This window comes from Streptomyces sp. NBC_00080, from assembly GCF_045041255.1.
GTDB classification, from domain to species: domain Bacteria; phylum Actinomycetota; class Actinomycetes; order Streptomycetales; family Streptomycetaceae; genus Streptomyces; species Streptomyces coriariae.
Window position 1 is genome coordinate 4,142,597 of record NZ_CP108235.1, and the last position, 26,625, is coordinate 4,169,221.

Annotated in this window: 21 protein-coding genes and 3 rRNA genes; 6 read left to right on the forward strand and 18 right to left on the reverse strand. The window is 67.6% G+C overall.

The annotated features are described in order from the left end of the window. Positions 1 to 77: 77 nt before the first annotated feature. Positions 78 to 350, reverse strand: a complete 273-nt coding sequence (locus OHU34_RS18370) for a glutaredoxin family protein (protein WP_054238618.1) — start codon at positions 348 to 350, stop codon at positions 78 to 80. A 102-nt stretch (positions 351 to 452) separates the two neighbouring features. Here OHU34_RS18370 and OHU34_RS18375 point away from each other — a divergent pair, with 102 nt between their 5' ends. From OHU34_RS18375 to OHU34_RS18385, 3 genes are all read left to right on the forward strand, one after another. Then, entirely contained in the window at positions 453 to 1,400 is a 948-nt protein-coding gene (locus tag OHU34_RS18375) for an HAD family phosphatase (RefSeq protein WP_142265592.1), read from the forward strand. A gap of 438 nt (positions 1,401 to 1,838) precedes the next feature. Further along, positions 1,839 to 2,618, forward strand: a complete 780-nt coding sequence (locus OHU34_RS18380; RefSeq protein WP_054238616.1) for an ECF subfamily RNA polymerase sigma factor, BldN family — start codon at positions 1,839 to 1,841, stop codon at positions 2,616 to 2,618. A 256-nt stretch (positions 2,619 to 2,874) separates the two neighbouring features. Then, the gene (locus tag OHU34_RS18385; RefSeq protein ID WP_405767280.1) at positions 2,875 to 4,116 is read left to right on the forward strand and encodes a DUF5667 domain-containing protein; all 1,242 of its coding nucleotides are present in this window, start codon (positions 2,875 to 2,877) and stop codon (positions 4,114 to 4,116) included. Between the two features lie 318 nt (positions 4,117 to 4,434). Here OHU34_RS18385 and OHU34_RS18390 read toward each other — a convergent pair whose 3' ends face one another. The 12 genes from OHU34_RS18390 to OHU34_RS18445 form a co-directional block, all read right to left on the reverse strand. Continuing rightward, positions 4,435 to 5,505, reverse strand: coding sequence for a lysophospholipid acyltransferase family protein (locus OHU34_RS18390; protein ID WP_230196958.1), 1,071 nt, complete (start codon positions 5,503 to 5,505; stop codon positions 4,435 to 4,437). A gap of 14 nt (positions 5,506 to 5,519) precedes the next feature. Continuing rightward, positions 5,520 to 6,593 carry an NAD-dependent epimerase/dehydratase family protein gene (locus OHU34_RS18395; RefSeq protein ID WP_054238613.1) on the reverse strand — a complete coding sequence of 358 codons (1,074 nt, stop codon included), beginning with the start codon at positions 6,591 to 6,593 and terminating at the stop codon, positions 5,520 to 5,522. A gap of 302 nt (positions 6,594 to 6,895) precedes the next feature. Further along, entirely contained in the window at positions 6,896 to 6,994 is a 99-nt protein-coding gene (locus tag OHU34_RS18400) for a 30S ribosomal protein bS22 (protein ID WP_003948845.1), read from the reverse strand. A gap of 177 nt (positions 6,995 to 7,171) precedes the next feature. After that, on the reverse strand, positions 7,172 to 7,384 hold the full coding sequence (locus tag OHU34_RS18405; RefSeq protein WP_015658719.1) for a helix-turn-helix domain-containing protein: 213 nt from the start codon (positions 7,382 to 7,384) through the stop codon (positions 7,172 to 7,174). Between the two features lie 134 nt (positions 7,385 to 7,518). Continuing rightward, the gene (locus OHU34_RS18410; RefSeq protein WP_405767283.1) at positions 7,519 to 8,334 is read right to left on the reverse strand and encodes a phosphatase; all 816 of its coding nucleotides are present in this window, start codon (positions 8,332 to 8,334) and stop codon (positions 7,519 to 7,521) included. A 297-nt stretch (positions 8,335 to 8,631) separates the two neighbouring features. Beyond that, the gene (locus OHU34_RS18415) at positions 8,632 to 9,804 is read right to left on the reverse strand and encodes an acetoin utilization protein AcuC (RefSeq protein WP_142265588.1); all 1,173 of its coding nucleotides are present in this window, start codon (positions 9,802 to 9,804) and stop codon (positions 8,632 to 8,634) included. Next, positions 9,755 to 10,993 (reverse strand): MFS transporter, encoded by a 1,239-nt coding sequence (locus OHU34_RS18420; protein WP_405767286.1) that lies wholly within the window; start codon positions 10,991 to 10,993, stop codon positions 9,755 to 9,757. Before OHU34_RS18420 ends, OHU34_RS18415 begins: the two co-directional genes overlap by 50 nt. A gap of 76 nt (positions 10,994 to 11,069) precedes the next feature. After that, positions 11,070 to 11,780 (reverse strand): VC0807 family protein, encoded by a 711-nt coding sequence (locus OHU34_RS18425; RefSeq protein WP_405767289.1) that lies wholly within the window; start codon positions 11,778 to 11,780, stop codon positions 11,070 to 11,072. A gap of 92 nt (positions 11,781 to 11,872) precedes the next feature. Next, positions 11,873 to 12,517: an HAD family phosphatase gene (locus tag OHU34_RS18430; protein ID WP_142265585.1), complete on the reverse strand. Its 645-nt coding sequence runs from the start codon at positions 12,515 to 12,517 to the stop codon at positions 11,873 to 11,875. A 72-nt stretch (positions 12,518 to 12,589) separates the two neighbouring features. Further along, positions 12,590 to 12,706 (reverse strand): 5S ribosomal RNA (gene rrf, locus OHU34_RS18435). A 90-nt stretch (positions 12,707 to 12,796) separates the two neighbouring features. Then, positions 12,797 to 15,919 (reverse strand): 23S ribosomal RNA (locus OHU34_RS18440). A gap of 316 nt (positions 15,920 to 16,235) precedes the next feature. Further along, positions 16,236 to 17,761, reverse strand: a 16S ribosomal RNA gene (locus OHU34_RS18445). The 16S, 23S and 5S rRNA genes sit together here, the layout of an rRNA operon. 853 nt (positions 17,762 to 18,614) lie before the next feature. Between OHU34_RS18445 and trpS the strand changes: the two genes are divergently transcribed. Beyond that, positions 18,615 to 19,652, forward strand: coding sequence for a tryptophan--tRNA ligase (gene trpS / locus OHU34_RS18450; RefSeq protein WP_405767291.1), 1,038 nt, complete (start codon positions 18,615 to 18,617; stop codon positions 19,650 to 19,652). Here trpS and OHU34_RS18455 read toward each other — a convergent pair. After that, positions 19,580 to 20,587 (reverse strand): GlxA family transcriptional regulator, encoded by a 1,008-nt coding sequence (locus OHU34_RS18455; protein ID WP_230194968.1) that lies wholly within the window; start codon positions 20,585 to 20,587, stop codon positions 19,580 to 19,582. The genes trpS and OHU34_RS18455 overlap by 73 nt on opposite strands. Before the next feature lie 75 nt (positions 20,588 to 20,662). Here OHU34_RS18455 and OHU34_RS18460 point away from each other — a divergent pair, with 75 nt between their 5' ends. Beyond that, on the forward strand, positions 20,663 to 21,250 hold the full coding sequence (locus OHU34_RS18460; RefSeq protein ID WP_142265582.1) for a cysteine hydrolase family protein: 588 nt from the start codon (positions 20,663 to 20,665) through the stop codon (positions 21,248 to 21,250). A gap of 14 nt (positions 21,251 to 21,264) precedes the next feature. Here the strand turns inward: OHU34_RS18460 and proC are convergent, their stop codons facing one another. From proC to OHU34_RS18475, 3 genes are all read right to left on the reverse strand, one after another. Further along, positions 21,265 to 22,077, reverse strand: a complete 813-nt coding sequence (gene proC, locus OHU34_RS18465) for a pyrroline-5-carboxylate reductase (RefSeq protein WP_020132448.1) — start codon at positions 22,075 to 22,077, stop codon at positions 21,265 to 21,267. Between the two features lie 205 nt (positions 22,078 to 22,282). After that, positions 22,283 to 23,083, reverse strand: coding sequence for an ABC transporter permease (locus OHU34_RS18470; protein ID WP_142265580.1), 801 nt, complete (start codon positions 23,081 to 23,083; stop codon positions 22,283 to 22,285). Next, a complete protein-coding gene (locus OHU34_RS18475) occupies positions 23,080 to 23,949 on the reverse strand; it encodes an ABC transporter ATP-binding protein (protein ID WP_405767295.1) in 870 nt (289 codons plus the stop codon). The genes OHU34_RS18470 and OHU34_RS18475 overlap by 4 nt, the downstream gene beginning before the upstream one ends. 350 nt (positions 23,950 to 24,299) lie before the next feature. Between OHU34_RS18475 and OHU34_RS18480 the strand changes: the two genes are divergently transcribed. Continuing rightward, the gene (locus tag OHU34_RS18480; RefSeq protein WP_405767298.1) at positions 24,300 to 25,763 is read left to right on the forward strand and encodes a SulP family inorganic anion transporter; all 1,464 of its coding nucleotides are present in this window, start codon (positions 24,300 to 24,302) and stop codon (positions 25,761 to 25,763) included. On the opposite strand, the gene OHU34_RS18485 is transcribed toward OHU34_RS18480, so the two are convergent. Then, the gene (locus OHU34_RS18485; protein WP_142265577.1) at positions 25,727 to 26,503 is read right to left on the reverse strand and encodes a class I SAM-dependent methyltransferase; all 777 of its coding nucleotides are present in this window, start codon (positions 26,501 to 26,503) and stop codon (positions 25,727 to 25,729) included. The genes OHU34_RS18480 and OHU34_RS18485 overlap by 37 nt on opposite strands. Positions 26,504 to 26,625 lie beyond the last annotated feature (122 nt).

The window sequence follows — 26,625 nt, forward strand, 5'->3', positions numbered from 1 at the left end:
GAATCCCGCCCCCGAGACAAAACCGCCATCGATCCTAAGCGACGTTCGGTACAGCCTTGTACTGCTCGGTCAGTTCCTCACCCGGCCAGTTCTTTGCGCAGGCGACTCTCGTCCACCCGCCAGAAGGTGTGCTGCCTGCCGTCGACCAGCACCACCGGAATCTGCTCCCAGTACTGGTCGTACAGCTCCGGGTCGTCGGCGATGTCCTTCTGCTCCCAGGACACACCGAGTTCCCCGCAGACCTTCTCGATCACGCGCTCGGCGTCGTCGCACAGATGACAACCGGACTTACGAATGAGGGTGACCGACCGCTCGCCCGTGGCGGCCTTACGTCGAAAGAGGGGAGTCATACCGCCATTCTCGCGCTTCTTTAACGACGCGGTCGCGGAGAGTTCACACCCTTCGAACCTCTCGGCTCCGGAACCACCGAACGGACTGGCTATGCTCACGCCATGGCCGCTCTAGGATGGCTCACCCCCCGTAGGCGCTCCGCCACGGCGCGGAGCGTGTTGGCAGGCGAGGCCTCGGCGGAGGCAGCCCGCAAGTCCACCCAGGAAGCCCTGGACTCCCAGGAGACCCTGGCGCCCCTGGACACTTCCGACCGGGAACCGCAGTTCCCGGTGCACGGCGACGCGATGGCCGCCGCCTTCTTCGACCTCGACAACACCGTGATGCAGGGCGCCGCGCTCTTCCACTTCGGCCGCGGCCTGTACAAACGCAAGTTCTTCGAGACCCGCGACCTGGCCCGCTTCGCCTGGCAGCAGGCATGGTTCCGGCTGGCCGGCGTCGAGGACCCCGAACACATGCAGGAGGCCCGCGACTCGGCGCTCTCCATCGTGCAGGGCCACCGGGTCTCCGAACTGATGTCGATCGGCGAGGAGATCTACGACGAGTACATGGCCGAGCGCATCTGGCCGGGCACCCGGGCCCTCGCCCAGGCGCACCTGGACGCGGGCCAGAAGGTGTGGCTCGTCACGGCGGCCCCGGTGGAGATCGCCCAGGTGATCGCCCGCCGCCTCGGCCTGACCGGCGCGCTGGGCACGGTCGCGGAATCCGTCGAGGGCGTCTACACGGGAAAGCTGGTCGGCGAGCCGCTGCACGGCCCCGCGAAGGCGGAGGCGGTCCGCGCGCTGGCGGCGGCGGAGAACCTGGACCTCTCCCGCTGCGCCGCCTACAGCGACTCCCACAACGACATCCCGATGCTCTCCCTCGTCGGCCACCCCTACGCCATCAACCCCGACGCCAAGCTCCGCAAGCACGCGCGCAACCTCGACTGGCGGCTGCGCGACTACCGCACCGGCCGCAAGGCCGCGAAGGTCGGCATCCCGGCCGCGGCGGGCGTGGGCGCGGTGGCGGGCGGCACGGCGGCGGCGATCGCGCTGCACCGACGACGGCGATAACGCGGGCGACAACGAGGGCGATGACGACGACGGCCGCGACGCGTGCGCGGCCGTCACGACCGAGCGGCCGAGGCGCAACAGCCCGGCCGCTCCTTCGCGTTACCGGACAACACCCCACACCGGGCACCGAACCCGGCCAATCCGACGGTCTTACCCCGGTATCCCTCCGTCCAGTCCTGTTGTCCGCGCACAGCCACAACACGCCCTGGACCGACCCGAAACTCGAACTATTTCGATCAACAATCGTTCAGCCTATGCAACTTGATCGAGCGTCAATAGGCCACAGAAGCGACGTAATCGATGATTTGAGCAACTCGGTGTAGCAGGGCCTGCACGAAGCGTTATTCTCCTCAGACGCAATCCGGTACCCCTTCCGTCGCTACGACGGGTGAATGGTTCCGTACTGCACGTGATGCAAGCTCTGCCTCTGGGAGTCCCGTGTACCCACACGTCGGGGTTGACACCTCGGGCCTGGCTACGCTGCGCGCAACGGTCGCTACGGTCCATGACCTCTTGCGCGGCGTCGTCCCCACCGCGTACGCCGTCCCCGCCTTCGCCACCACCGCTCCGCTCGGCCCGTGCTACGCACTGGCCGACGGCAGCGCCGCGGTGGGCAGACGAGGACGCTCGGCCGGCGCGGCCACCGCCCGTCGGCCGGCCGCCGACAGTGACAGCGCCCGCATGATGGACCTCGTCGAACGCGCCCAGGCCGGCGAGGCCGATGCGTTCGGGCGCCTGTACGACCAGTACAGCGACACGGTCTACCGCTACATCTACTACCGGGTGGGCGGCAAGGCGACCGCCGAGGACCTGACCAGCGAGACATTCCTGCGCGCCCTGCGCCGCATCGGGACGTTCACCTGGCAGGGCCGCGACTTCGGCGCCTGGCTCGTCACCATCGCCCGCAACCTCGTCGCCGACCACTTCAAGTCGAGCCGCTTCCGGCTCGAGGTGACGACCGGCGAGATGCTCGACGCCAACGAGGTCGAGCGCTCACCCGAGGACTCCGTCCTGGAGTCCCTCTCCAACGCGGCGCTTCTGGACGCCGTACGCCGACTCAATCCCCAGCAGCAGGAGTGCGTGACGCTCCGGTTCCTGCAGGGGCTCTCCGTCGCCGAGACCGCGCGCGTCATGGGCAAGAACGAGGGCGCCATCAAGACGCTCCAGTACCGGGCCGTCCGGACCCTCGCCCGCCTGCTGCCGGAAGACGCCCGCTGAACCCGTCCCCCCGCCCACGACCGACGCCACACACTCCGTGACGCCAACTCACCTTCAGTGAAAGTCCGTTGTCTTCCCGATCCGATCATCCGCAGTCCGTAACCCAAGTGCCGCGCCAGTCGTTGTGCGGGATACAGGCTCCCTGTGGTCACGTCCTGGCCGACCCCGATCACTCGATCGTGTGGATCCGGTTCAGGGCGTGCAACCGTCAGGACCCCAGGGGAGTCGACCGTCATGACGAGAGGAGGTGCCGCCAGTGATCGCGAACGTATCGGCGCACCGGCGGGCGAGCGCCTTCGCCCAGGCCTTGGAGGAGCAGTCCGACTGCTCCGTCCAGGGCACGGCGGCCGAGCAGACCGAAGGATCACCGCCGGCGTCGGCCGCTGCGGACCAGACCGGGCAGGGCCATCTTCTGGCCCTCGCCACGAGTCTCGCCGAGCTGCCCAAACCGGAGTTCGATCCCGAGGTCAAGGTCGTCCAGCGGGCCCAGTTGGTCGCCGCAATGGAGGCCATGCTGCAAGCGGGCACCGCGGGAGGCGAAACGGCGGACCCTTCGGTGCCGGAGCAACGCTCCCACCGGGCCAGGGGCACTCACCGGGCCAGTCCCCTGGGCAAGTTCCGACCGCGTTCCCGCCTCGCCAAGGGCCTCACCGCGGGCGGCCTCAGCGTCGGCGTCGCGGCGGGCGCCTTCGGTGGAGTCGCGGCCGCGAGTTCCGACGCCCTCCCGGGCGACGGGCTCTACGGGCTGAAGCGCGGCATCGAGGACTTCAAGCTCAACTATCTGGCCGACGGCGACGACGAGCGCGGTCGGACCTATCTCGACCAGGCCTCCACCCGGCTCAGCGAGGCCCGTCGGCTCATGGAACGGGGCCGCAGCGGCGACCTCGACCACGAGTCCCTCGGTGAGATCCGACGCGCCCTGAACGGCATGCAGCACGACGCGTCGGAAGGCCACCGGCTCCTTCACGAGGCGTATGAACGCGACCCGAACTCCCTGGGCCCCATCCAGGCCCTCGACGCGTTCTCCCGCTCGCACCGCGAGGTCTGGGGCGCCCTGCGTGATCGCTTGCCGGTCCAGCTCGGCGACGTCAGTCAACAGGTCTCGTCGGTCTTCGAGGCCATAGACGAAGAGGTCGCCCCGCTCCAGTCCCTCCTCCCGCGGCCCCCGGCCCCGGGCGGCGGCACCCGCGAGGGCACCGGCCCGGCGTCCACCGGCACCTCGGACACCGGCCGCCACGCGAGCACCCCGGGCCCCGGCCACGCCCCGTCCGACGGGACCGGCGCCGACACCGGAAGCCCCAGCAAGTCGTCCACCTCCGGCACCACCGACGACGGCCTGCTCGGCGGCAACACCGGCGGCCTCCTGGACCCCCCGAAGGACGCCGGAACCACCGCCCCGACCCCCCTCGTCCCCAGCACCCAGCCGGACGTCACCCTCCCGCCCCTCCTCCCCGGCCTGCTGCCAGGCCTGGGCATCGACAGCGAGGACGCGGAGTAACCCGAACAACCCAGCCCGTACGGCTGTGGGGGCGCCCCTCTCATAAAGAGGAGCGCCCCCACAGCCGTACCCGAAACCCCACCGGGAAGAACACCGACCGCCGCTGCACCAGCAGCTTGGCCCCTCCCGCCCGCCGACTCGCACCGCTACGCGGGCTTCACCCGGCTGCGCCGGACTCCGTCCGCCGGCTCATCGCGCCGTCAGAAGAACACCGACCGCCGCTGCACCAGCAGCTTGGCCCCTCCTGTCCGCCGACTCGCACCGCTACGCGGGCTTCACCCGGCTGCGCCGGACTCCGTCCGCCGGCTCATCGCGCCGTCAGAAGAACACCGACCGCCGCTGCACCAGCAGCTTGTAGAGCGTGTGCTGGATCTGCTCCCGTACCTGGTCCGTCAGGTTGAACATCAGCATCGGGTCCTCCGCCGCCTCCGGCGGGTAGCCGTCCGTCGGGATGGGCTCGCCGAACTGGATCGTCCACTTCGTCGGGAGGGGGATGCCGCCCAACGGTCCCAGCCACGGGAAGGTCGGCGTCAGCGGGAAGTACGGGAATCCGAGCACCCGTGCCAACGTCTTCGCGTTGCCGATCATCGGGTAGATCTCCTCGGCCCCGACGATCGAGCAGGGGATGATCGGAGCGCCCTGACGCAGTGCCGTGGAGACGAAGCCGCCCCGACCGAACCGCTGGAGCTTGTAGCGCTCGCTGAAGGGCTTCCCGATGCCCTTGAAGCCCTCCGGCATCACCCCGACCAGCTCGCCCTGGCCGAGCAGCCGTTCGGCGTCCTCCGCGCAGGCGAGGGTGTGCCCGAGCTTGCGGGCCAGCTCGTTGACGACCGGCAGCACGAAGACGAGGTCGGCCGCCAGCAGTCGCAGGTGCCGGCCCGCCGGGTGGTGGTCGTGGACGGCGACCTGCATCATCAGGCCGTCCAACGGCAGCGTCCCGGAGTGGTTGGCGACGATCAGCGCGCCACCCTCCGCCGGGATGTTCTCGACACCCTTCACCTCGACCCGGAAGTACTTCTCGTACAGCGGCCGCAGCAAGGACATCAGGACCTGGTCGGTCAGCTCCTCGTCGTAGCCGAAGTCGTCGACCTCGTAGTCGCCCGTGAGGCGCCGGCGCAGGAAGGACAGCCCACCGGCGATCCGCCGCTCCAGGCCGCCCGCGTCCTTGTCCAGCCGTTCCTCACCCGTCACAGGAACATCATCCTGCCCAGCCGTCCTGGTGGGCAGGGGCTGGACCTCACCGACCTCACCGACCTCACCGATCTCCCGGACCGGCGCGGGCTCGCCGTTCCGGCGCCGGCTGACCGCACCCCGGCGCCGGGGCGGCCGCGCTACGGCGCTCCCCCGGGACCGGTCGTCGTCGAACGGAATGACCTTGGCATCCGCCATCGTTGATGCGCTCCTCAGTTGGCGCTCTGCGTCGGGAGGTTGACCGGGGGGTGGGCGCCGCCCGGCAGGGACAGCGCGGCGATCCGGTCGACGGCCCCGGCAACGGCCTCGGGCGGCAGGAGTCCGGGTCCGTGACTGCGCGCGAAGTCCGCGAAGGTCTCCGCCGTGGTGTACCGCGGCGTGAACCCCAACGTCTCGCGCATCTGGTCCGTGGACACGACCCGGCCGTGGGTGAGCAGCCGGATCTGCTCGGGCGAGAAGTCCGTCATGCCCAGCGTACGCACCAGCGACCCCGCCCAGGTGACAGCGGGCAGCAACAGGGGCACGGTGGGCCGCCCGAGCCGCCGCGAACACTGCGACAGCAACAGCGCCCCGTCCCCGGCGATGTTGAACGTGCCACTGTTGAGCGTGCCGCGCCGCGGTTCGTGCGAGGCGATCCGCAGCACCTCGATCACGTCGTCCTCGTGCACGAACTGGAGCCGGGGGTCGTAGCCGAGCACGGTGGGCAGCACCGGCAGCGAGAAGTACGCGGCGAGCGGCGTCTCGGCGGTCGGCCCCAGGATGTTGGCGAACCGCAGCACGCAGACGGCGACATCGGGCCGCCGCCGGGCGAACCCGCGCACATACCCCTCGACCTCGACGGCGTCCTTGGCGAAGCCGCCGCTTGGCAGCGACTTGGGCGGGGTCGTCTCGGTGAACACGGCGGGATCACGCGGCGCGGACCCGTAGACGTTGGTGGAGGACTTGACCACCAGCCGCTTCACATTCGGCGATTTCTGGCAGGCGCCGAGCAGCTGCATGGTCCCGATGACGTTGGTCTCCTTGACCGTGGTCCGGCTGCCCCTGCCCAGCGCGGTCGCCGTCACGTCCAGATGGACGACGGTGTCGGCACCGGTCTCGGCGAGCACTCGCGCGATGGTGGGCTGCCGGATGTCGGCCTCGATGAAGTCGGCGCCGCCGAGATGGTGCTCGGGCCGCACCGCGTCCACGGCGACCACCCGGTCGACCTGTGGATCACGCTGGATCCGTCGTACGAACCGGCCCCCCAGCTGACGGGCCACTCCGGTAACGAGCACGACCTTTCCCAAGATCAGCGCCTTCCTTCCGTCCTGGAACCGCCGGCCGCCCTGCCGAGTTCCCGTCTGCGGCCAACCTAGCGGGTCGATGTTGCGCTGTGATGACCGCCCGATGCACGAAGTGACGAGATCTCTTCGGTCATACGACCAGATCAGCCATGGTGCACGTCCAGGCATACGCACGGCGTTCAGCCGACCGTACGAGCACCCGGATATGCGTGTGGCCCCCCACCGATAACACGATGGGGGGCCACACCACGCCTACGCGGCTCGCGTCGCGCGAAGTAAGTGCTTGCGCTTACTTCTGCTAGCGCTTACTTCTTGTTGCGACGCTGAACGCGCGTGCGCTTGAGCAGCTTGCGGTGCTTCTTCTTGGCCATCCGCTTGCGCCGCTTCTTGATAACAGAGCCCACGACTACCCTCGCTCACTTCTCATCACTCGGTGCTGGGCGCCATGGGCCCATACGACCTACGAGGGCCTAGCCTACCCGCCTGAGCGCTGAGGTCGTAATCGAGGGGCGGGAGGGGCCCGAGACGACCCTGAGGCCGGGCCCCACCCCGGGCCTGCCCTGCCGGACAGGCCCTGGCCGTCAGGCGGTTTCCACCCCCACGTAGCTCTCGCGGAGGTACTCGTGCACCGCTTGTTCGGGGACGCGGAAGGACCGCCCCACCCGGATCGCGGGCAGATGACCGCTGTGCACCAGTCGGTACACGGTCATCTTCGACACTCGCATCACCGAGGCGACTTCCGCCACGGTAAGGAACTGAACCTCGTTCAGAGGCCTCTCGCCAGCTGCACCCATGACACACCTGAACCTTCCGCACTCGACTCGACGGCCACCGGCTTCCCCTTCCGGTGACTCTTCGTCGCTGCGTGCTCACTCCCCAATGTAGGGGCGGGTGATGCGAGTGGGGAAGAGGTGCACCCATCAGCGGCCTACTGTGACAGACACGCTCGATTGAGTACGTAGCGGGTCAGCGGCCTGTAGTAAGCGGACCGCACGGCGTCATCAAGTGGAACGACGACGGAGACGACCCCCTCGGCCTCCCCCACGAACAACGCGGGGTCGTCGGTGTCCGCCAGCCCCATGGCCTCGAACCCCAGCTGACCTGCCCCGCAGACCCATCCGTGGTCCCCGATGACCAGCTCGGGCAGCGGCCCCCCGCCCTCGGCCGCCGCCGCCAGCGCGACCCGAACCGGGAGCGGCGAATGGCTGTGCGCTCCGGTCGCACAACCGGCGCGTTCGACACCCTCCTCCCGGACGACCGCGACTCCCCGTACGTAGTCGAGGTTGTGCGTACGTAGACCGAACCGGGTCGTTATGTCGACACAGTGACCCTGCGCCGGGGTGAGAACATCACATCCCGCCGCCGACAAAGCGTCCGCAACGGCGGCGTAGAACCCCAGCAGCCGATGCGGATGCCCGGTTCCCAGCAGCACGGGGGCACCACGCTGGGCGACGGAGGCGAGCCGCTTCGCGAAAGCGTCCAGCGCGGCCAGCGTGCGCTCGGGATCGATCACATCATGCCCGGAAACGCAGCCGGGATCGGCCGAAACTCCACACTTGTCTGCCATCAGCGCGATCAGATCCCGCTGCCCCCAACTCCACTCGGGATCAAGCCCGATCAGCACCCGTGGATCACGAGCGGCGAAGAGCCGATAGCTCCGCAGGCTCTCCTCCCGGGAGGTGGCCACCGCCCCGGCCAACCGCGCGGCAAGCAGATGCGCCCGAAGCGCCCCGGCACTCAACACACAAGCGATGCTGCCGGACGAAGCCCCGCCCCGCGGCAGAACCCCACCAACACCGCACGGTTGGCGTAAGCCCCTCCGACCCTGGCCGGGGAGTTCGAACACCGGCCAGTGTCCTTCCGCCCGTCCGGGGGTACCCCCTCTGGGGGAGATCGAGGACGAGGCCGTTCAGGCCGATACGGGGTCCAGGGGAAGAGCCCCTGGCGGGGCCGAAGGGGCAGAGCCCCCGGCAAGGACGGGAACGGGAAGGGCGGCGGGGGCGAACCCCACGACGCCCACCCGCCACACTCTTCACACCCTCTACGGCAACAACCCCCGCAACGGAAACACCGCCCGCCGCGTGGCCAACACCGCCTGGTCCAACCGATCGGCCGGGTCGTACCCCGACTCCCACCCGGCCCACTCCACCGGCCACCGCCCGTCGGTCATCCGCACCGGCCCCAACTGCCGAGTACGAGCGAAGACCTCCTGCCGCCACCCCTCCGGAATCACCGTCTCCGGCGCCACCGGCACCCCCGCCGCCACCCCCACCAGATGCGTCCACGACCGCGGCACCACATCCACCACCGCGTACCCGCCCCCACCGAGCGCGACCCACCTGCCCCCGGCGTACTCGTGCGCCAACTCGTGACACGCCACCTGCACAGCCCGCTGCGCGTCGAGAGACACCGCGAGATGAGCCAACGGGTCCTCGAAGTGCGTATCGGCCCCGTGCTGGGTCACGAGCACATCCGGCCGGAAGTCGGCGATCAGCTCCGGCACCACCGAGTGGAACGCCCGCAGCCACCCCGCGTCCCCGGTCCCGGCCGGCAGCGCCACGTTCACCGCCGACCCCTCCGCCCGCTCCCCACCGGTCTCCTCCGGCCACCCGGTCTGCGGGAACAAGGTACGAGGATGCTCGTGCAGGGAGATCGTCAGCACCCGCGGGTCGTCCCAGAACGCCGCCTGCACCCCGTCCCCGTGATGCACGTCCACGTCCACATACGCGACCCGCTCGGCCCCCAGCTCCAGCAACCGGGCGATCGCCAGCGAAGCGTCGTTGTAGATACAGAACCCCGACGCCCCACCCGGCATCGCATGATGCAACCCACCCGCGAAGTTCACCGCGTGCAGCGCCTCCCCCCGCCAGACGGCCTCCGCGGCCCCGACCGACAGCCCGGCGATGAGAGCGGACACCTCGTGCATCCCCGCGAAGGCCGGATCGTCCATCGTCCCCAGCCCGTACGACTGGTCCGCCGACCCCGGCTCCACCGACGCCGCCTTGACGGCCCGGACGTAGTCCTCCCGGTGCACGAGCCGCAACGTGGACTCCCCGGCGGGCTTCGCCGCGACGACGTCGACCTCCCGGTCGAGCCCCAGGGCACCGACCAGCCTCCGGGTCAGATCCAGCCGAACCGGATCCATCGGATGCTCGGGCCCGAAGTCATAGCCCGTTACTGCCTCGTCCCACATCAGCTGTGCGCGGCCGCTCATGCCCGCCACCGTATCGGTCCGGTTGAGCGGCGAACGACCGGGCGTACACCAACGTCACCAGCACCAACACCATCGGCACCACCATCGCTCCCCGATAGGTCCAGGCGTCCCCCAGCGCCCCCACCAACGGCGAACCGATCAGGAACCCGACGTAATTGAAGATGTTGAGACGGGCGATCGCCGCGTCCGAAGCCCCCGGGAACAACCGCCCCGCCGCCGCGAACGTCTGCGGCACCAGCACACACAACCCCAGCCCCACGAGCGTGAACCCGAGCATCCCGACCCACGCCCCGGGCGCGACGGCCACCACCGCGAACCCCGCAGCCGCCACCAGAGCCCCCAGCCGCACCACCGCCGCGGCCCCGAACCGCCGCACCCCGAAGTCCCCGATGGCCCGACCGAGCAGCGTGGTCACCATGTAGACGTTGTACGGAACGGTGGCCAGCTGCTCGCTGCTGCCCAGCACGTCCTGGAGGTACTTCGCGCTCCAGTTGGAGACCGTCGAGTCCCCGATATAGGCGAAAGTCATCACCAGACACAGCGGCAGCAACACCTTGAAGACGACACCCGTACCGCCGTCTCCCGACCCGGCGTCCGCCGCCTTGCCGTCCTCCTCGTTGCCCTCCTCCGCGCCCCTGTCCACATACCAGCGGCTCCCCACCAGGACGGCCGGCAACAGCACGGCCACGACCGGCAGATACGACACCCACAGCGCGAGATGCCAGTGCGCCCCCACCCACGCCAGCGAGGCCCCCACGATCCCGCCCAGGCTGTAGACGGCATGGAAGCTGAGCATGATGCTGCGCCCGTACGTCCGCTGAAGACTTACCCCGAGCATGTTCATCGAGGCGTCCAGCGCCCCCACGGCGAGGCCGAAGACGGCCAGGGCGACACCCAGCTCGGCCATTCCCCGCCCCGCTCCGACCCCGAGCAGCGCCAGCAGCACCACCGGCTGGGACCACCGCAGCACCCGGCTGGGCGGTATCCGCTTCACCAACTGCTCTGTCGACACGCTTCCGACCCCGGCCAGGATGGGTACGGCGGCCAGGAAGACGGGCAGCAGCGCGTCCGAGACCTCGTACCTGTTCTGGATTGCCGGGATCCTGGTCACCAGCAGCGCGAAGGCCGCGCCCTGCGCGAAAAAGCTGAACGCCAAAGAGGCCCTACCGCGCCGCAGCACTTCTGTCATGGCGGCGAGCGTAGGGCCCCTGCGTACTCGTGGGTAGATCCAGCCAAAGATGAATTCTCCTCAGCTTTGCCGGACTTCACCGGGCGAGGGCCACCTCGGGCACCTCGACCTCGGCCTCCACGGCCTCCCCGGCCCTCGTCTCGAAGGCGACCATCGCCGCCATCGGCCCCGCACCGAGCGCCCCGCCGACCACGAAACCGATCCCCATCGCCACCACCATGACCACGGAACCGAGCCACACCATGGTGTCCACCGGCACCGTGTACGCCCCCACGACCCGCACGACGCACTCGACGAGCAGCACCACACCCCAGACGATCGAGAAGGCCCGCTCCCGCTTGCGGAAGTCCGCCGACGCGACCGACGCGCCGCTCTCCAGCCGCGCCCAGGCCGCCTCCCTGACCGTGTCGCCCTTCACCAGGAACGGCTTGACCGCGGCCGTCATCATCGGCCTCCCCAGCGCCACGGAGATCAGGATGCCGATCCCGATCGTGCTGCTGACCCCGCTGTCCTTGGCCAGCATCAGCCGCGGATCACCGGAGACCAGGCTCAGCACCAGCCCGACGATGTTGACGACGAGGATGAGCCCGGCGAGCCCGTTGACCGTCCGCCGGCTGACCGCGCTCCACAGCGTCCGCCCGGCCGGAACCAGGCTGCTCCAGGCGAGAGCGGCGAAGGTGCTCATCCCGAACGCGCCCTTGAAGAGGTAGTACGACCCGAGCGGCACCGCCACGTCCACGAGGAGCGGGGCGAAGGCGTTCTGCTTCTTGTGCTGGTTCGTCGTCATGCCCATAGCTTCGCCCCCGGGAGGGGTCCCCCAGTAGAAACGATCGTCCGGAGCTACGCATGACAAATGTCAGCCCGACACCGGAACGTCCGTCAGATCAGCAGGTCAGGCAACTGCCCGAGATCGGCGAAGAGTTGAGTGGCGCCCGCGAGCTTGGCGGCCGGCGTCATGGCGGTGAACCCGTACACGTCCATCCCGGCCGCCACCGCCGCCCGCACCCCCAGCGGACTGTCCTCGACGACCACACACCGCTCCGGCGCCACCCCCATCCGCCGGGCCGCGTGCAGGAAGAGATCCGGCGCCGGCTTCCCCTTCCCTACATCCTGCGAGCTGAAGATCCGCGCGTCCTCGAACCACCGGTCCAGCCCGGTCTTCCGATGCCCCACCCGAATCCGCTCATGACTCCCGGACGACGCCACGCAGTACGGCACCCCGGCCGCGGCCAGCTTCGCGAGGACGTCCTCGGCGCCCGCCACCGGCTCCAGCTCCCGCTCGAAGGCCGCGAACACCCGGCGGTGAAACGTCTCGTCGAACTCCGCCGGCAACAGCTGCCCGGTGCGCTCCTGGACCAGGTCGTGAATGCGATGCATCGCGGACCCCATGTAGTCACGAATGGAGTCCTCGTACGAGGTGGGATGCCCGATCTCGGTCAGATAGGCGGCGAGCAGCCGATTGGAGATCGGCTCACTGTCCACCAGGACACCGTCGTTGTCGAAAATCACCAGGTCGTAGCGCATGACCAAACCCTAAACGAGCCCAAACGCAGAAAACCCCCGCACCGTGAGGTGCGGGGGTTTCCCGTAATATTTGTTCGGCGGTGTCCTACTCTCCCACAGGGTCCCCCCTGCAGTACCATCGGCGCTGTAAGGCTTAGCTTCCGGGTTCGGAATGTAACCGGGCGTTTCCCTCACGCTATGACCACCGAAACACTATGAAACTGTCCAGCCGCACCACACCGTGACCATGGCATGGGGCTGTTCGTGGTTTCAGAACCAACACAGTGGACGCGAGCAACTGAGGACAAGCCCTCGGCCTATTAGTACCAGTCAGCTTCACCCATTACTGGGCTTCCACATCCGGCCTATCAACCCAGTCGTCTACTGGGAGCCTTAACCCCTCAAGGGGGTGGGAATACTCATCTCGAAGCAGGCTTCCCGCTTAGATGCTTTCAGCGGTTATCCCTCCCGAACGTAGCCAACCAGCCATGCCCTTGGCAGAACAACTGGCACACCAGAGGTTCGTCCGTCCCGGTCCTCTCGTACTAGGGACAGCCCTTCTCAATATTCCTGCGCGCGCAGCGGATAGGGACCGAACTGTCTCACGACGTTCTAAACCCAGCTCGCGTACCGCTTTAATGGGCGAACAGCCCAACCCTTGGGACCGACTCCAGCCCCAGGATGCGACGAGCCGACATCGAGGTGCCAAACCATCCCGTCGATATGGACTCTTGGGGAAGATCAGCCTGTTATCCCCGGGGTACCTTTTATCCGTTGAGCGACGGCGCTTCCACAAGCCACCGCCGGATCACTAGTCCCGACTTTCGTCCCTGCTCGACCCGTCGGTCTCACAGTCAAGCTCCCTTGTGCACTTACACTCAACACCTGATTGCCAACCAGGCTGAGGGAACCTTTGGGCGCCTCCGTTACTCTTTAGGAGGCAACCGCCCCAGTTAAACTACCCATCAGACACTGTCCCTGATCCGGATCACGGACCCAGGTTAGACATCCAGCACGACCAGAGTGGTATTTCAACGACGACTCACCGTGAACTGGCGTCCACGTTTCAAAGTCTCCCACCTATCCTACACAAGCCGAACCGAACACCAATATCAAACTGTAGTAAAGGTCCCGGGGTCTTTCCGTCCTGCTGCGCGAAACGAGCATCTTTACTCGTAGTGCAATTTCACCGGGCCTATGGTTGAGACAGTCGAGAAGTCGTTACGCCATTCGTGCAGGTCGGAACTTACCCGACAAGGAATTTCGCTACCTTAGGATGGTTATAGTTACCACCGCCGTTTACTGGCGCTTAAGTTCTCAGCTTCGCCACAACGAATTGTGACTAACCGGTCCCCTTAACGTTCCAGCACCGGGCAGGCGTCAGTCCGTATACATCGCCTTACGGCTTCGCACGGACCTGTGTTTTTAGTAAACAGTCGCTTCTCGCTGGTCTCTGCGGCCACCCCCAGCTCGAGCAGCAAGTGCTCTCACCAGACGTGGCCCCCCTTCTCCCGAAGTTACGGGGGCATTTTGCCGAGTTCCTTAACCATAGTTCACCCGAACGCCTCGGTATTCTCTACCTGACCACCTGAGTCGGTTTAGGGTACGGGCCGCCATGAAACTCGCTAGAGGCTTTTCTCGACAGCATAGGATCATCCACTTCGCCACAATCGGCTCGGCATCAGGTCTCAGACTATATGGCGTGCGGATTTGCCTACACACCGTCCTACACCCTTACCCCGGGACAACCACCGCCCGGGATGGACTACCTTCCTGCGTCACCCCATCACTCACCTACTGCAAGTCTGGTTCGTCGGCTCCACCACTTTCCTTTCCCCGAAGGGTCCGGAACGGCTTCACGGACTTAGCATCGCCTGGTTCGATGTTTGACGCTTCACAGCGGGTACCGGAATATCAACCGGTTATCCATCGACTACGCCTGTCGGCCTCGCCTTAGGCCCCGACTTACCCTGGGCAGATCAGCTTGACCCAGGAACCCTTAGTCAATCGGCGCACACGTTTCTCACGTGTGTATCGCTACTCATGCCTGCATTCTCACTCGTGAACCGTCCACAACTCGCTTCCGCGGCTGCTTCACCCGGCACACGACGCTCCCCTACCCATCCATACAGGCGTTGGCCCTATTGTATGAATGACACGACTTCGGCGGTACGCTTGAGCCCCGCTACATTGTCGGCGCGGAATCACTAGACCAGTGAGCTATTACGCACTCTTTCAAGGGTGGCTGCTTCTAAGCCAACCTCCTGGTTGTCTGTGCGACTCCACATCCTTTCCCACTTAGCGTACGCTTAGGGGCCTTAGTCGATGCTCTGGGCTGTTTCCCTCTCGACCATGGAGCTTATCCCCCACAGTCTCACTGCCGCGCTCTCACTTACCGGCATTCGGAGTTTGGCTAAGGTCAGTAACCCGGTAGGGCCCATCGCCTATCCAGTGCTCTACCTCCGGCAAGAAACACACGACGCTGCACCTAAATGCATTTCGGGGAGAACCAGCTATCACGGAGTTTGATTGGCCTTTCACCCCTAACCACAGGTCATCCCCCAGGTTTTCAACCCTGGTGGGTTCGGTCCTCCACGAAGTCTTACCTCCGCTTCAACCTGCCCATGGCTAGATCACTCCGCTTCGGGTCTTGAGCGTGCTACTGAAACGCCCTATTCGGACTCGCTTTCGCTACGGCTTCCCCACTCGGGTTAACCTCGCAACACACCGCAAACTCGCAGGCTCATTCTTCAAAAGGCACGCAGTCACGACGCATTGAGTAAACTCAATGCGCGACGCTCCCACGGCTTGTAGGCACACGGTTTCAGGTACTATTTCACTCCGCTCCCGCGGTACTTTTCACCATTCCCTCACGGTACTATCCGCTATCGGTCACCAGGGAATATTTAGGCTTAGCGGGTGGTCCCGCCAGATTCACACGGGATTTCTCGGGCCCCGTGCTACTTGGGTGTCTCTCAAACGAGCCGTTGACGTTTCGACTACGGGGGTCTTACCCTCTACGCCGGACCTTTCGCATGTCCTTCGCCTACATCAACGGTTTCTGACTCGTCTCACAGCCGGCAGACTGTGAAAGAGAGATCCCACAACCCCGTACACGCAACCCCTGCCGGGTCTCACACGTATACGGTTTGGCCTCATCCGGTTTCGCTCGCCACTACTCCCGGAATCACGGTTGTTTTCTCTTCCTGCGGGTACTGAGATGTTTCACTTCCCCGCGTTCCCTCCACACTGCCTATGTGTTCAGCAGCGGGTGACAGCCCATGACGACTGCCGGGTTTCCCCATTCGGAAACCCCCGGATCAAAGCCTGGTTGACGACTCCCCGGGGACTATCGTGGCCTCCCACGTCCTTCATCGGTTCCTGGTGCCAAGGCATCCACCGTGCGCCCTTAAAAACTTGGCCACAGATGCTCGCGTCCACTGTGCAGTTCTCAAACAACGACCAGCCACCCATCACCCCGAACCCTTAACAGGTCCGAGTGCACTGGGGCCGGCATCAGAAGGACGAGCAAACGCTCGCACCCTCAGATACCCAACAGCGTGCCCGACCCGGTCCCGTCCGGAGATCATGCTTTCCACGCCCTTGCGGACAGTACTTGCAGCCTCCGACCCGTGAACCGGACCGAATAATCAACGTTCCACCCATGAGCAACCAGCATCGGACGTACGCCGATGTACTGGCCTCTGACCGGGCAAGCCCGGTAAGAAGTGCTCCTTAGAAAGGAGGTGATCCAGCCGCACCTTCCGGTACGGCTACCTTGTTACGACTTCGTCCCAATCGCCAGTCCCACCTTCGACAGCTCCCTCCCACAAGGGGTTGGGCCACCGGCTTCGGGTGTTACCGACTTTCGTGACGTGACGGGCGGTGTGTACAAGGCCCGGGAACGTATTCACCGCAGCAATGCTGATCTGCGATTACTAGCAACTCCGACTTCATGGGGTCGAGTTGCAGACCCCAATCCGAACTGAGACCGGCTTTTTGAGATTCGCTCCACCTCACGGTTTCGCAGCTCTTTGTACCGGCCATTGTAGCACGTGTGCAGCCCAAGACATAAGGGGCATGATGACTTGACGTCGTCCCCACCTTCCTCCGAGTTGACCCCGGCAGTCTCCTGTGAGTCCCCATCACCCCGAAGGGCATGCTGGCAACACAGAACAAGGGTTGCGCTCGTTGCGGGACTTAACCCAACATCTCACGACACGAGCTGACGACAGCCATGCACCACCTGTACACCGACCACAAGGGGGCGCCTGTCTCCAGACGTTTCCGGTGTATGTCAAGCCTTGGTAAGGTTCTTCGCGTTGCGTCGAATTAAGCCACATGCTCCGCTGCTTGTGCGGGCCCCCGTCAATTCCTTTGAGTTTTAGCCTTGCGGCCGTACTCCCCAGGCGGGGAACTTAATGCGTTAGCTGCGGCACCGACGACGTGGAATGTCGCCAACACCTAGTTCCCACCGTTTACGGCGTGGACTACCAGGGTATCTAATCCTGTTCGCTCCCCACGCTTTCGCTCCTCAGCGTCAGTAATGGCCCAGAGATCCGCCTTCGCCACCGGTGTTCCTCCTGATATCTGCGCATTTCACCGCTACACCAGGAATTCCGATCTCCCCTACCACACTCTAGTCTGCCCGTATCGAATGCAGACCCGGGGTTAAGCCCCGGGCTTTCACATCCGACGCGACAGACCGCCTACGAGCTCTTTACGCCCAATAATTCCGGACAACGCTTGCGCCCTACGTATTACCGCGGCTGCTGGCACGTAGTTAGCCGGCGCTTCTTCTGCAGGTACCGTCACTTTCGCTTCTTCCCTGCTGAAAGAGGTTTACAACCCGAAGGCCGTCATCCCTCACGCGGCGTCGCTGCATCAGGCTTTCGCCCATTGTGCAATATTCCCCACTGCTGCCTCCCGTAGGAGTCTGGGCCGTGTCTCAGTCCCAGTGTGGCCGGTCGCCCTCTCAGGCCGGCTACCCGTCGTCGCCTTGGTGAGCCATTACCTCACCAACAAGCTGATAGGCCGCGGGCTCATCCTTCACCGCCGGAGCTTTTAACCCCCACCCATGCGAGTGGAAGTATTATCCGGTATTAGACCCCGTTTCCAGGGCTTGTCCCAGAGTGAAGGGCAGATTGCCCACGTGTTACTCACCCGTTCGCCACTAATCCCCACCGAAGTGGTTCATCGTTCGACTTGCATGTGTTAAGCACGCCGCCAGCGTTCGTCCTGAGCCAGGATCAAACTCTCCGTGAATGTTTACCGGTAATCCGGTCGACACCACGAGAGCGGAACAGCCAGGCGGAATAAGCCCGGCCGTTCACAGCGTCCTCGCTGTGTTTTATTTCAAAGGAACCTCATCCTCGGCTATCACTGCCGGGGACGGGGTATCAACATATCTGGCGTTGATTTTTGGCACGCTGTTGAGTTCTCAAGGAACGGACGCTTCCTTTGTACTCACCCGAGAGACTCTCTCAGGCTTTCCTCCGGGCGCTTCCCTTCGGTCTTGCGTTTCCGACTCTATCAGATCTTTTCTCGACCCGATTTCCTCGGTGCTTTCCAGGTTCTTGCTCTCGCGTTTCCCTTTCCGGCGGTTCCGACTCTATCAGATCCTTTCGGGCCTGATTCCCAGTCAGAGGGGGCTTGCCTTCCCGGCTGTTGGGCCGTTCCGACGAGTGAGACTTTAGCGGATTCCCGGCCCCCGAAGCCAATCGGGGTCCTGCGTCCTTTCGAACGCGGATTCCTCATTTCGCGAATACACATGACAACAACACGACGGCAGACGAATCGACTGCGCGTCGAGAAGTGGTTGGTACTTGCGGAATGGCTGTCCGGGGACCGACCGGGGTCGGCGCTCACGTCGAACAACTCGGAGAACACTACGTATCGGGTCGGGGTGTGTCAACTCATGCCCCGCGGGCACCCCTGAGGCGTACTCTGACGGGCATGACTACGCGTACGTGCACCCAGCTGTGGTGGGCCGCCTGACGGCGGCCGTGCTCACGTATGCACTCAACGGCCGCCGCTTCGGCGGCCGTTCTCGTTTGTCCCTCCAGGGTTCCCGAGGGTCGGCCGGCCGGAGTGGCGGTCTCGACCAGGAGGTGGAGAGATGAAACGGGTTTTCAGCGGGGTCAAGCCGACCGGGCATCTGACGCTGGGGAACTACCTGGGCGCTCTGCGGCAGTGGGCCGAGGTCGACCAGCACCGGGCGGACTCCCTGTTCTGCGTCGTCGATCTGCACGCGCTGACCGTGGAGCACGATCCGGCGCGGGTGCGTCGGCTCAGCCGACAGGCGGCGACGCTGTTGCTGGCGACGGGACTGGATCCACAGCTGTGCACCGTCTTCGTACAGAGTCATGTGGACGAACACGCGCGGTTGTCGTATCTGCTCGAGTGCGTGGCCACGGACGGTGAGATGCGGCGGATGATCCAGTACAAGGAGAAGTCCGGGCGGGAGCGGGAGCGCGGGGGCAGTGTGCGGCTGTCGTTGCTGACCTATCCCGTGCTGATGGCGGCCGACATCCTCGCCTACGGGGCCGACGAGGTGCCGGTCGGCGACGACCAGGCCCAGCATGTCGAGCTGACGCGCGATCTGGCCGTGCGGTTCAACCAGCGGTACGGGCACACGTTCGTCGTACCGAAGGCCACGCATCCGGCGGTGGCGGCGCGGGTGATGAACCTCCAGGAACCGACGACGAAGATGGGCAAGAGCGACGACTTCGGGCCGGGGATCGTCTATCTGCTGGACGAGCCCGACGTGGTGCGCAAGAAGGTCATGCGGGCCGTCACCGACAGCGGGCGGGAGGTCGTGTACGACCGGGAGGAGCGGCCGGGGCTCGCCAATCTGCTGGAGATCCTCGCCGCGTGTACGGGTGGGGAGCCGGAGGCATTGGCCGGCGCCTATGGGTCGTACGGCGCGTTGAAGAAGGACACGGCCGACGCGGTGGTCGAGGTTCTGCGGCCGGTGCAGGCCAGACACAGGGAGCTGTGCGCGGATCCCGTCCATGTGGAGGCGGTGCTGCGGGACGGGGCGGCGAAGGCCCGGGCGATGGCGCGGCCTGTCGTGGACAGCGCCTATCGCGCGATCGGGTTGCTTCCGCCCGCGCCGGAGCCGGTCGCCGATCGGGTGCTGAACGCGGTCCGGTAGGCGCGTGGGCTGGTGGCGAGGCGCGATGCGAAGTGCTGGCGCATCGTGACCTCGCTGCCGAAGCCGGCCCGCCGGGCCACCTCGGGCATGGGGAGGTCGGTGCGTTCGAGGAGCTTCTGGGCCGCGGCGATGCGCTGGTCGAGGAGCCAGCGCAGGGGGGTGGCGCCGGTCTCGGCCGTGAAGTGGCGGGCGAAGCTGCGGGAGGACATGCCGGCCCGCGCCGCCAGGGCCGCGACGGTGAGTGGTTCGTGCAGGTGGCGCAGGGCGTGGTCGCGTACGGCGGCGAGGGTGTCGGCGTCCCGGTCGGCGCGGGGGGTGGGGTGTTCGATGAACTGGGCCTGGGTGCCGGTGCGGAAGGGGGCGGTGACCATCGAGCGGGCGATGGTGGCGGCCGCTTCGGCGCCGTGGGAGCGGCGGACCAGGTGGAGGCAGAGGTCGATGCCGGCTGCCGTGCCGGCGGCGGTCCAGATGTTGTCGTCCTCGATGAAGAGGGCGTCGGGGACGACGTTCACTCGGGGGTGGTGTGTGCGGAGGAGGTCGATCAGGCCCCAGTGGGTGATCGCTCGGCGGCCGTCGAGGAGGCCGGCCTGGGCGAGGGTGAAGGCGCCGCCGCACAGGGCCGCGAGGGTGGTGCCGCGGGCGTGGGCGCGGCGGAGGGCGTCCAGGACGGGGGCGGGTGCGGGGGTGACGTGGTCGTCCAGGCCCGGGACCAGGATCAGGTCGGCTCGGGAGAGCCAGGTGAGGGTGCGGTCGGGGGCGAGGGCCAGGCCGCCGCGCATCGGGACCGACGCGCTGTCGGTGGCGACTCGGCGCAGGTCGAAGGTGGGGGCGCCACGGTCGGTGCGGTCGGTGCCCCAGACCTCGGTGATGACGGAGACGTCGAAGGCGCGGATGCCGGGGAAGGCGACGAGGGCGACCCGGTACGCAGGCTTCATGTGTGGCAGTAAACCATCGATCGCTGTCTTCCGACCTGCTGGGGCGGGGGCGGTCCCGGCGGCAGGATCGACGGCATGGATATCGCGGAGAACGCAGCGCTGGTGGTCGTCGATGTGCAGAAGGGCTTCGAGGAGCTGGACTTCTGGGGGGCGCGGAACAATGCCGGGGCCGATGACAACATCGCCGCGCTCATCGACGTATGGCAGGGGACGGGGCGGCCGGTCGTGTTCGTGCGGCACGACTCGGTGAAGCCGGGGTCGCCGTTGCGGCTGGGGTATGAGGGGAACGACTTCAAGGAGTACGTGGAGGGGCGGCGCGGGAAGGGCTCCGGGGCCGAGCTGTTCCTGACCAAGACGGTGAACTCGGCGTTTCTCGGGACGCCGGATCTGGGCGCCTGGCTGACCGCGGCGGGGATCTCGCAGATCGTGGTGGCCGGGATCCAGACGAACATGTGCGCGGAGACGACGGCGCGGATGGGCGGGAACCTCGGGTACGACGTGCTGTTCGCGTACGACGCGACGTACACGTTCGACCTGGAGGGTCCGTTCGGCTGGCGGCGGAGTGCGGAGGAGATCGCGCAGGCGTCGGCGGTGTCCCTGCACGGGGGCGGGTTCGCGCGGGTGGTGACGACCGAGGAGCTCGTGGGGGCGGCCGGTGCCTGACCGCCCCGGCGGCGTCAGTCCTTCTTGCCCGAGGCCAGTTCGCGGCTGCGGTCGCGGGCGGCCTCGAGGGCGGCGATCAGGGCGGCCCGTACGCCGTGGTTCTCGAGTTCGCGGATGGCGTTGATGGTGGTGCCGGCGGGGGACGTGACGTTCTCGCGGAGCTTGACCGGGTGTTCGCCGCTGTCACGGAGCATCGTCGCGGCGCCGATCGCGGACTGGACGATGAGGTCGTGGGCCTTGTCGCGGGGCAGGCCGAGCAGGATGCCGGCGTCCGTCATGGCTTCGACCAGGTAGAAGAAGTACGCCGGGCCGGAGCCGGAGAGGGCGGTGCAGGCGTCCTGCTGGGACTCGGGGACGCGGAGGGTCTTGCCTACGGCGCCGAAGATCTCCTCGGTGTGGGCGAGGTGGGCGGCGGTGGCGTGGGTGCCGGCGGAGATGACGGACATCGCCTCGTCGACGAGGGCGGGGGTGTTCGTCATGACGCGGACGACCGGGGTGCCGGCGGCGAGGCGCTCCTCGATGGAGGCGGTGGTGATGCCGGCGGCTCCGCTGATGATCAGGCGGTCGGCGGGGACGTGCGGGGCGAGCTCGTCGAGGAGGGTGCCCATGTCCTGCGGTTTCACCGTGAGGATCAGGGTGTCCGCGGTCTTGGCGGCCTCGGCGTTGGTGACCGGGGTGACTCCGTAGCGGGTGCGGAGTTCTTCGGCCCGTTCCGGGCGGCGGGCGGTGACGAGGAGGTCGGCGGGGGGCCAGCCGCCTCGGATCATGCCGCTGAGGAGGGCTTCGCCGATCTTGCCGGTGCCGAGGACTGCGACTTTCTGGGTCATGGTGCGGGGTCCTCCGGGGGTTGCGTCGTCCGGGGTTCATCGTCGCACCGGGGGTGCTCGTCCGGCTTGCCTGTCCGGTGGGCGGACGTCGTTTTCTCGCCCCCGCCGCCCCTGCCCTTCCCGTCCCCGGGGGCTGTGCCCCCAGCCCCCTTTCCCTCCCTTCGGCTGGACGGCCTCGTCCTCGAGCGCCGGACGGGCCGGCGGGTCACGCTGTGCGGCGTCGGAGGGTGGCCGCTCCCAGGCACAGGACCAGAAGGGCGCAGCCGCCGACGATGAGGATGTCTCGTACGAAGGTGGCCGTCATGTCGGTGTGGGTGAGGACCTCGTTCATGCCGTCGACCGCGTAGGACATGGGGAGGGCGTCGGAGACGGCTTCCAGGGCGGGGTGCATGGTGTCGCGGGGGGCGAAGAGGCCGCAGAGGAGGAGTTGGGGGAAGATCACCGCCGGCATGAACTGGACCGCCTGGAACTCCGAGGCCGCGAAGGCCGAGACGAAGAGGCCCAGGGCGGTGCCGAGGAGGGCGTCGAGGAGGGCGACCAGGAGGAGGAGCCAGGGGCTGCCCGTGACGTCCAGGTCGAGGAACCAGACCGCCAGGCCGGTGGCCAGGGCCGACTGGATGATCGCGATAGTTCCGAAGGCGAGGGCGTAACCGGCGATCAGGTCGCCTTTGCCGAGGGGCATGGCGAGGAGGCGTTCGAGGGTGCCCGAGGTGCGTTCGCGCAGGGTGGCGATCGAGGTGACCAGGAACATCGTGATCAGCGGGAAGATGCCCAGGAGGGACGCGCCGATGTTGTCGAAGGTGCGCGGGCTGCCGTCGAAGACGTAGCGGAGCAGGAACAGCATCACGCAGGGGATGAGGACCATCAGCGCGATGGTGCGGGGGTCGTGGCGCAGTTGGCGCAGCACCCTGGCCGCGGTGGCGGTGGTGCGGGAGAGGCTCAGGGCGCTGGTGGTGGGGGCGGGAGCCGGGGTGGTGGGCGTCGTCGTGCTTGTGGTCGTGGTCATCGGGTCGTCTCCTTTTTGCTGGTCTCCTTCGTGCTGGTCTCCTTCGCGGCGGCCTGCTCGGTGCGGGCTGCCTCTGTCGCCGCGTCCACCAGGTGCAGGAAGGCCGACTCGACCGTGTCGGCGCCGGTGCGGCTGCGCAGGGCCTCGGGGGTGGCGTCGGCGAGGATCTCGCCCTCGCGCATGAGGAGCAGGCGGTGGCAGCGCTCGGCCTCGTCCATCACGTGGGAGGAGATCAGCAGGGTCGCGCCCCGGGTGGCTGCGATGTGGTGGAAGAGGTTCCACAGGTCGCGGCGCAGGACCGGGTCCAGGCCGACGGTCGGTTCGTCGAGGACCAGGAGTTCCGGGGTGCCCAGGAGTGCCACGGCCAGTGAGACGCGGTTGCGTTGGCCGCCGGAGAGGTTGCCGGCGAGGGCGTCGGCGTGGGTGGTGAGGTCGACGTCGGCGATGGCCCGGGTGACGTTCTCGTGACGGCGGTCCGCTGCCGCTCGGCCCGGGTCGAGGATCGCGGCGAAGTAGTCGAGGTTCTGGCGGATCGTCAGGTCGTTGTAGACGGAGGGGGCCTGGGTGACGTAGCCGATGCGGGTGCGGAGGGCGGGGTGACCCGCGGGCCGGCCGAGGACGTCGAGGGTGCCGGTGACCTTGTCCTGGGTGCCGACGATCGAGCGCATGAGGGTCGACTTGCCGCAGCCGGAGGGGCCCAGCAGGCCGGTGATCTGGCCGCGGGGGACGGTGAAGTCGAGGGTGCGCAGGACCGTGCGGGGGCCGCGGACGACGGTCAGGTTCTCGGCCTGCACGGCGGGTGGGGCGGGTGGAGCCTGGGTCGTGTCCTCACCGGGTGGGCGGGAATCCGGATCAAAATTCATCATGCGATGAATAATGCTCCGTGGCGCGCTGGGGCGTCAAGTCGCGTGGGGGTGGTGGGGGCGCGTGAGAGAGGCGCGGGCGCATGCAGGCGCGTGAGAGAGGCGCGGGCGCGTGAGGGTGATGCAGGCGCGTGAGGTGGTGTTGGAAGGGGGTGTTCCGATTCGTTCGCTTCCGTGTTCACCAGGTCACCACAGGAACCTCCCGGTCGGCCGGTCGTTTCAACCGACAATGGAATTCATGCGCTTCCGGGGCGTCGGGCTCGCCCTCGTCCCGTTCCGCGCAGCTTCGTCGCCGTGCCCTCCCCCGGTGCGGCGCGCCCACGCATCTCCCGTTTCCTCCTGGAGGTGCCGCCGTGTTGCTCCGTGGTGTCCGTAAGGCCGACCTGTTCGCTTCCTTCGTCGTGTTTCTCGTCGCGCTCCCCCTCTGTGTGGGCATCGCCGTGGCCTCCGGCGTGCCCGCCGAGCTGGGGCTGATCACCGGCATCGTCGGCGGGCTGGTGGTCGGGGCACTGCCCGGCGGCAGCCTCCAGGTGAGCGGGCCGGCGGCGGGGCTGACCGTGCTTGTCCACGAGGCCGTCCAGCGGTACGGCGTGGCGGCGCTCGGCGTGCTCGTCCTCGCCGCCGGGCTGGTGCAGCTGGGGCTCGGCGCGCTGCGGCTGGGGCGGTGGTTCCGGGCCGTGTCGGTGGCCGTCGTGCACGGCATGCTCGCCGGGATCGGACTGCTGCTGGTCGCCGGACAGGTGTACGCCCTCGGGGACGCGACCGCGCCGGCGGGCGGGCTCGACCGGCTCACCGGGTTGGTGTCGCTGCCCGGGCGGGTGGATCCGGTGGCGTTGTCGGTGGGGGGTGCCACGATGGTCGTGTTGCTGTTGTGGGGGCGCTGGCGGCGCGGGGCGCGGCTGGTTCCGGCGCCGTTGGTAGCGGTGGCTTCGGCGGCGGGCGTGACGTGGGTGTTCGACCTGGAGGTGCGGCGGGTCCAGGTGCAGGGGCTGTGGAATGCCGTGCGGGTGCCGGAGGCGGCAGATCTCGGACGGCTGACGGAAGTGGGGGTGATCGGGACCGTAGTGGCGTTCGCGTTGATCGCGTCGGCGGAGTCGCTGTTCGGCGCCGCGGCGGTGGACCGGCTGCCCGACGGACGGGGGACGGACTACGACCGGGAGTTGATGACACAGGGCGCGGGCAATGCAGTGTGCGGGGTGCTGGGTGCGCTGCCGATGACGACCTTCATCGTGCGGAGCGCCGTCGCGGGAGCCGGGGGCGCCGTCTCCGAGGGGGAGCGGGCGGGCGCGCGGACCAAGGCGTCGCGGGTGCTGCACGGAGTGTGGCTGCTGCTGTTCGCCGCAGCGCTGCCCGGAGTGCTGGGGGCCGTTCCGGTCGCGGCACCGGCCGGGCTGCTGGTGTACGTCGGCTGCAAGCTGGTGCCCTGGCGGGAGGCGCGGAAGCTGTGGCGCGGACACCGGGCGGAGGCCCTCGTGCTCGGGGTCACGGCGGTGACGATCCTGGCGGGGAACCTGTTCGAGGGGGTGTTGGTCGGGCTGGCGCTGGCCGTGGCGAAGACGGCGTGGGAGATCAGCCATGTGCACGTCGAGACGGAGGACCAGGGAGACGCCGGCCTCGTCGTACGGGTACGGGGGCACGCGACGTTCCTGCGGCTGCCGAAGCTGCTGGACGCGTTGGACGCGCTGCCGCACGACCGCGCGGTGCGGCTGGAGCTGGGCGGTCTGCGGCATGTGGATCACGCGTGTGCGGCGGCCCTGGCGGGGTGGGCCACCGCGCGCGGTCAGGCTCTCGTCGCGAGCAGCAGGACGACGTCGTAGACCTCTTCGACGAGTCCGTCGGGGAAGGCCCGCGTCAGGTGGTCGCGCTCCTCGGCGAGGAAGGCTGTGCTCGCCTCCTCGCCGTGGACCAGGAACAGCGAGTGGCTGCCGATGTTGGCGAGGTGCGTGTCGACGGGGACTCGGCGGCTCCAGCGGACCTCACGACGGGTCAGTCCGAGGCGGCCGGTGGGGTCGACGACGTGGGCGTCCACGTTCTTGGTGTTCGCGGGGATGCTCTCCCCGAAGTACCGGTCGATGCGCTGGGCCGCCTCCGCGAGCCAGGGCACGTCGAGGGCGCCGGTGTTCCACCACAGCGCCAGCGCGCCGCCCGGACGCAGGACGCGCAGAGCCTCCGGAACCGAGTGGGCCGGGTCGGTCCAGTGCCAGGACTGGGCGTAGGTGAGGAAGTCGAGGGAGGCGGTGGCCAGGGGTAGGTGGTTGCCGTCGCCCCGGACGATCGGCACGTCGGGGAGGGCGTGGCGGAACTGCGCGGTCATGCCGTCCCCGGGCTCGACGGCGATGACGTCGGCGCCGCGAGCGTGCAGGAGGGCGGTCGCTATGCCGGTGCCCGCCCCGACGTCCGCGACCCGCGCCCCGGCGAGGGGGCGGCCGGCGAGCTCCTCGATCGTGTCGAGGAGGGCGGCCGGGTAGGAGGGGCGGTTGGCCGCGTACTGGGCCGCGGCGGAGTTGAAGGAATGGGCTCGGGTGGTGTGACCGGGAGTGTCGGAGGAGGACGTCATGGGGTCATGGTGGCCGGAGGCGGGCGGGAAGGGGAACAGTCCGGGGCTGTGGGTCGGGGCGGCGGGCCGGGTCTGTGGGTCGGGCATACGGGCCGGGGCCGTGGGTCGGGTCGGCGGCGGCA